The sequence below is a fragment of the Defluviimonas salinarum genome (assembly GCF_026013545.1).
Lineage (GTDB): Bacteria > Pseudomonadota > Alphaproteobacteria > Rhodobacterales > Rhodobacteraceae > Albidovulum > Albidovulum salinarum.
This window is the reverse complement of sequence record NZ_JAPDOG010000036.1, coordinates 21,774-27,820: the sequence shown is the minus strand read 5'-3', so window position 1 is coordinate 27,820 and position 6,047 is coordinate 21,774. Positions and strand designations below refer to the sequence as shown.

The window sequence follows — 6,047 nt, the reverse complement described above, 5'->3', positions numbered from 1 at the left end:
TATGTGAAGAGCGCGTCTGCCGGGGCGCGACGCGTTCCCCACACTCAACGACATGCACGCTCAACTGGCCGAGTTTTGCTCCGCCACGTGGACGGTTTTTACGCCGCCGTTGACAAAGGCGGGGCTTTCAAGAAAAGTGGTGCTCAGAAGCGCAACCTACGGCGTGCTCGGACTTTCAGTTTGAGGCGCCTTCAACTCCGCAATCAGTTTTTTCTTGCTCTCGGCAAGAGCCTTGATGCCCGAGAATCTAGCGGCACGCTTCTCCCGCGCGACATACCATTCCTCAAACAATGACTCGATCAACTCTATCAGTAGCTGAGCCTCTTGCGGGTCAACGGGAACAATGTGGTTAATGTCCTTCTCCATGTGCGCACCAATATTTCCGACGCCTCGCACATGGTCGATAGCTTCCACGCTATCGAGCGAAACACCTGAAGGAGCTTTGTCCGTTTTCACAAGTTCTTTTAAAGTGGTTATCTCAGCAAGCAGAGTATCTTTCTTGACGCCGCAGAAATCTCGGATCATTCCCTGAAGGCAGCGGCGAGAGAGAGTAGCTGACGCCTTCGGGCTAAGGTCGCGAATTCGACAAGCTTCAACGTAATCTTCTCGCAACGCGACCGGAATATAGTCGGGTTGTGGCTTTGCAATACTTTCTGGGAACAGGCGCCCAGAAAACAACTCGCCACCTTCGACGAGCTCCCACCTTTGGTCGTTTCTATTATATGCGTGTTTGCCAACCGTCACGTAGATCATTGGCAGGCGGCATTCTGGGTTTGCGCAACATGCAGCAACCGCTTCTAAGCCTACTGGTCCTCGTGCGGACTCAGTCATATAGAAGTGCAATTCAACTGTAGCAAAATCTTCTTTTGTGGCTGTCTGTGGCCGACCACAATGAGGGCAGGTCCAATTTCTTGAGAATCCTGTCATCCCCTCACCTCGTAAACTTCTTGTACTTCACCCGCTTCGGCTCCACGGAGTCCGGCCCCAGCCGCCGGATCTTGTCTTCCTCGTAGGCCTCGAAGTTGCCCTCGAACCATTCGACATGGGCCTCGCCCTCGAAGGCGAGGATATGGGTGCAGAGGCGGTCGAGGAAGAAGCGGTCGTGCGAGATGATGACGGCGCAGCCGGCGAAGTCGTCGAGGGCGGCTTCGAGCGCCTGCAGCGTTTCCACGTCGAGGTCGTTGGTCGGTTCGTCGAGGAGGAGGACGTTGCCGCCGGATTTCAGCAGTTTCGCCATGTGGACGCGATTGCGTTCGCCGCCCGAGAGGAGCCCCACCTTCTTCTGCTGGTCGCCGCCCTTGAAGTTGAAGGACGAGCAATAGGCGCGCGAGTTCACGGTGGCGTCGCCGAGCTCGATCTGCTCGGCGCCGCCGGAGATCTCCTCCCACACGGTCTTGTTGGCGTCGAGCGCGTCGCGCGACTGGTCGACATAGGAGAGCTTCACCGTGTCGCCGTAGCTGACGCTGCCCGCGTCGGGCTGTTCCTGCTCCGTGAGCATGCGGAAGAGCGTGGTCTTGCCGGCGCCGTTCGGGCCGATGACGCCGACGATGCCGCCGGGCGGCAGCGCGAAGGAGAGGTCCTCGATCAGCTGCTTGTCGCCCATGTGCTTCTTCAGCCCCTCGACCTCGATCACCTTGCCGCCGAGGCGGGGTCCGTTCGGGATGATGATCTGGGCGCGGGAGAGCTTGTCGCGCTCGGACTGGTCGGCGAGCTCGTTGTACTTGTTGATCCGGGCCTTCTGCTTGGCCTGCCGCGCCTTGACGCCGGCGCGGATCCACTCCAGTTCGCGTTCGAGCACCTTCTGGCGCGCCTTGTCCTCGCGGGCTTCCTGGGCGAGGCGCTTGGCCTTCTGTTCGAGCCAGGCGGAGTAGTTGCCCTCGTAGGGGATGCCGCGGCCGCGGTCGAGCTCGAGGATCCAGCCGGTGATGTCGTCAAGGAAGTAGCGGTCGTGGGTGACGCAGAGGATCGTGCCGGTGTATTCGATCAGGTGCTTTTGCAGCCAGGCGATGGTCTCGGCGTCGAGGTGGTTGGTCGGCTCGTCGAGAAGAAGCATGTCGGGCGCTTCGAGGAGAAGCTTGCAGAGCGCGACCCGGCGGCGCTCACCGCCCGAGAGCGTGTCGACATTGGCCTCGTCGGGCGGGCAGCGCAGCGCCTCCATCGCGACGTCGATCTGGCTGTCGAGATCCCACAGGTTCTCGGCGTCGATCTCGTCCTGGAGCTTCGCCATCTCGTCGGCGGTCTCGTCGGAATAGTTCATCGCAAGCTCGTTGTAGCGGTCGAGCTTGGCCTTCTTGGCGGCGACCCCGAGCATGACGTTGTCGCGGACGTTGAGCGAGGCGTCGAGCTGGGGTTCCTGCGGCAGGTAGCCGACGGTCGCGCCCTTGGCGGCCCAGGCCTCGCCGGAGAAGTCCTTGTCGATGCCGGCCATGATCCTGAGGAGCGTGGACTTACCCGCGCCGTTGACGCCGACGACGCCGATCTTCACGCCGGGCAGGAAGTTCAGGCGGATGTTCTCGAAGCATTTCTTGCCGCCGGGATAGGTCTTGGAGACGCCATCCATGTGGTAGACGTACTGGTAGGATGCCATGGGATGCCTCGCGCCGCTGAAATCTGGGTTCGCGGCGTTCTAGCTGGGTGGGCGGGGTGGCGCAACGGGGCATCGGCGCGGCTTTTCGCGGGAATCGGCATCCGTGGTAGGATCGTGGCCTCAGGAAAGGGAAATGCGATGATCGGGGGAAGCCATTCGAGCCTCCTCGCGCCGGTTGCCGTGCTGCTGCTGGCGGGGGCGGCCGCGGGCCAGTCGAGCGAGTACGAGCGCGCGCAGATCGTCGCCGAGCGCAAGCCCGTGATGGGCGATCTCCAGGACAACTACTGGGTTCTGTTCAACGTCAACAAGGGCGACAGCGAGGATTTCGCGGCTGCCGCGGCGGCGGCGCGGGAGATGTCGGCACTGATGACGCGGTTCGTGTCGCTGCTGGAGCCGGGCACTTCGCGCGGCGAAGCGCCGGGATCGCGGGCGAAGCCGGAGGTCTGGAGCGAGCCTGAGACCTTCGCCAGCGCCGTCGAGACCTTCCAGGAGGCCACGGCGGCGATGGCAGCGGCGGCAGCGACGGGCGACCGGGAGACCTACATGGGCGAGTTCGAGAGTTTCACAGGTGCCTGTACGGCCTGTCACGGATTGCGGCCGTCGAGCGGCGGGATGTTCCGCTTCGCCAAGGGCGAATGAGCGCGGCGCTCAGGTCAGCGTCTTGCCGAACCAGTGCGTCGCCGGCCAGCCGGTGTAGGCGGGGATATCGCCCCAGCCGTCGGAACGGTAGAGTGCCATCGCTTCGGTCAGTGCCTCGTTGGTGTCGAGCCGGAGCCGGGCGAGGCCCATGGTGCGGGCCTCGTCCTCGATCGCGCGCATCATGCGGCGGGCAAGGCCGTGGCCGCGCGCCGACGCGTCGACCCAGAGCCGCTTCACCTCGCCCACACCGGGCGAAAGCGTCTTGAGCGCGACGCAGGCGACGGGTTGGCCATCGTCGCGTTGCGCGATCAGGAAGGCGCCCCCCGGTGGGCGGTAGGAGGCCGCTTCGGGGTCGGGATCGGGTACGTGCGAGGCGGGCATGCCCTCAATCCGCTCGGACAAGAGATAGAGATACGCCGCGAGGCAACGGCGTGCCTCGAGCGCTTCCGGATCGACGCGGAGGATCGTTATGCGGTCCTGGAAAGACGTCATGGCGGGTGGCTCCACTTGTCGGGCGGAGGAGGCTCCATCATAGCCTGTCGTACAGGTCTTGGGCACGAGACGGCGTTCGGTGGATTTGACAATGCTCCCCGCGCGATAGCAGATGGTCCGGCAGAGTGCGAGAGAGGTATTCGATGCGGTCGGGAATGCCGGTGGCAGAGCCGGGCCAGACGGTCGGGCTGCTCGGCGGGTCCTTCGACCCCGCCCACGAGGGTCATGCTCATATCACGCGGGAGGCGCTGAAACGGTTCGGGCTCGACCGGGTCTGGTGGCTGGTCTCGCCGGGCAATCCGCTGAAGGCGCATGGGCCGGCGCCGATGGCGAAGCGGATCGCACGGGCGCGGGCGGTGATGGATCACCCAAAGGTCGTCGTCACCGATGTCGAGGCGCGGCTCGGTACGCGCTACACCGCCGAGACGCTGCAACACCTGATGGCGCTTTATCCCGGCGTAAGGTTCGTCTGGCTGATGGGGGCCGACAACCTTGCCCAGTTCCACCTCTGGAAGGACTGGGACTGGATCATGCAGAACGTGCCCGTCGGGATCTTCGCGCGGCCGGACACGCGGCTGGCCGCGCGGGGGGCGCGGGCGGCGGAGGAATATGCGCGCTACCGGCTGCCGGCGGAGACCGCGCGGCTCTTGCCGCGTCGCATGACACCGGCCTGGTGCTTCCTCGACATGCCCATGCTGCGCCTGTCGTCGAGCGCGATCCGGGCGCGTGGTGACTGGCGCAAAGGCGACACGGACAGCCGCTGACGGCGGCGGGGGCTTGCCGTGCGCGGCGGGCTGCGCCAGATTTGCGCCATGACGGAGGATCCAGCCACCCGCGTCTCGCGGCGTTTCGTGCTCAGCGGTCTCGCGGCCTGCGGGGCGGGCGCCGCGTGGGCCGAGGCGCCGCTGTCCTCGCCGCGCCCGGTGGCGCGGGCGGGGCTTGCCGGTGCGCCGGCGAATGCGGCGGTGGCCGCGGATCTCATCGCGGCGGCGCGGCTCACGGGCGACGTTGGCTATGTGGTGGCCGATGCTGCGACCGGCGAGGTGCTGGAGGCGCGGGGCGGCGACCGGCCGATGCCGCCGGCCTCGACCGCGAAGGTCATCACCTCGCTTTACGCGCTCGCCCATCTCGGTGCCGCGCACCGGTTCACGACGCGGCTGATCGCGACGGGGCCGGTCTCCGGCGGCAGGGTGGAGGGCGACCTCGTGCTCGCCGGCGGCGGCGATCCGGAGCTTTCGACCGACGATCTCGGTGACATGGTGGCGGCTCTGGCGGCGGCGGGGGTCCGGGAGGTGAGCGGGCGGTTCCTCGTCTGGGGCGGCGCGCTGCCCTATCTGGAGGCGATCGACGTCAGCCAGCCGGACTGGCTCGGCTACAATCCGGCGGTGTCGGGGCTGAACCTGAACTTCAACCGGGTGAACTTCGTCTGGAAGCGTGAAGGCTCGGGCTACAATGTCGGCATGGACGCCCGCGCCGCGCGGTTCGCGCCCGAGGTCCATTCGGCGACGGTGAAGGTCGCGGACCGGTCGGGACCGATCTATACCTACCAGAACGGCGGTTCGGTCGAGGAATGGACCGTGGCGCGTGCCGCGCTCGGCAAGGAGGGCAGCCGCTGGCTGCCGGTGCGGCGGCCCGACCTCTATGCCGGCGACGTGTTCCACACGCTTGCGCGGGCGCAGGGCGTGGCGCTGGCGGAGCCGGAGGTGGCCACGGCGATGCCGACAGGCACGGTGGTCGCGCAGCGGGAAAGCCGCGAGTTGGTCACGATCCTGCGCGACATGATGAAATATTCCACCAACATGACTGCCGAGGCGGTCGGCATGGCGGCCTCGCTCCGGCGGGGCGCATCGAGCCATGTCGCCTCGGGGCGCGAGATGGCGGCGTGGCTCGGGGCCGAGGCCGGGACGACGACGGCGCGGTTCGCCGATCATTCGGGGCTGGCCGGGGCGTCGCGGATCTCGGCGGCGGACATGGTGCAAGTGCTTGTGCGGCTCGGTCGCGGGGCGGGGATCCAAGGGCTGATGAAGCCGGTGAAGTTCAAGGACAGCAAGGGGCGCCGGGTTGCCAACCCGCCGGTCAAGGCGGTGGCCAAGACCGGGACGCTCAACTTCGTCTCGACGCTTGCTGGCTATGTGACGGCGCCGGGCGAGCGGGAACTCGCCTTCGCGATCTTCACCGGCGACATCGCTCGCCGCGATGCGGTACCGGAGGCGCAACGCGAGCGGCCAGAGGGCAGCCGCGCCTGGATCGGCCGCTCGCGGCGGCTGCAGCAGGACTTGATCGAACGCTGGGCGGCAGTCTACTCGGCTTGATCGCGACACATTTGTCG

Annotated in this window: 6 protein-coding genes; 3 read left to right on the top strand and 3 right to left on the bottom strand. The window is 66.1% G+C overall.

All coding sequences use genetic code 11. The features are described from left to right. Positions 1 to 156 precede the first annotated feature (156 nt). Together OM960_RS22365 and ettA are read right to left on the bottom strand one after the other, a co-directional pair. A complete protein-coding gene (locus OM960_RS22365) occupies positions 157 to 753 on the bottom strand; it encodes a DUF4145 domain-containing protein (protein ID WP_264773522.1) in 597 nt (198 codons plus the stop codon). 178 nt (positions 754 to 931) lie between these two features. Further along, positions 932 to 2,587, bottom strand: coding sequence for an energy-dependent translational throttle protein EttA (ettA, locus tag OM960_RS22360; protein ID WP_264773521.1), 1,656 nt, complete (start codon positions 2,585 to 2,587; stop codon positions 932 to 934). A gap of 138 nt (positions 2,588 to 2,725) precedes the next feature. Here ettA and OM960_RS22355 point away from each other — a divergent pair, with 138 nt between their 5' ends. Continuing rightward, a complete protein-coding gene (locus OM960_RS22355; protein WP_264773520.1) occupies positions 2,726 to 3,226 on the top strand; it encodes a cytochrome c in 501 nt (166 codons plus the stop codon). A gap of 9 nt (positions 3,227 to 3,235) precedes the next feature. Here OM960_RS22355 and OM960_RS22350 read toward each other — a convergent pair whose 3' ends face one another. Beyond that, a complete protein-coding gene (locus OM960_RS22350; protein WP_264773519.1) occupies positions 3,236 to 3,718 on the bottom strand; it encodes a GNAT family N-acetyltransferase in 483 nt (160 codons plus the stop codon). Between the two features lie 143 nt (positions 3,719 to 3,861). Here OM960_RS22350 and OM960_RS22345 point away from each other — a divergent pair, with 143 nt between their 5' ends. Together OM960_RS22345 and dacB are read left to right on the top strand one after the other, a co-directional pair. Then, positions 3,862 to 4,482: a nicotinate-nucleotide adenylyltransferase gene (locus tag OM960_RS22345; RefSeq protein ID WP_264773518.1), complete on the top strand. Its 621-nt coding sequence runs from the start codon at positions 3,862 to 3,864 to the stop codon at positions 4,480 to 4,482. Positions 4,483 to 4,530: 48 nt separating this feature from the next. After that, entirely contained in the window at positions 4,531 to 6,030 is a 1,500-nt protein-coding gene (gene dacB / locus OM960_RS22340) for a D-alanyl-D-alanine carboxypeptidase/D-alanyl-D-alanine endopeptidase (protein ID WP_264773517.1), read from the top strand. Positions 6,031 to 6,047: the final 17 nt, after the last annotated feature.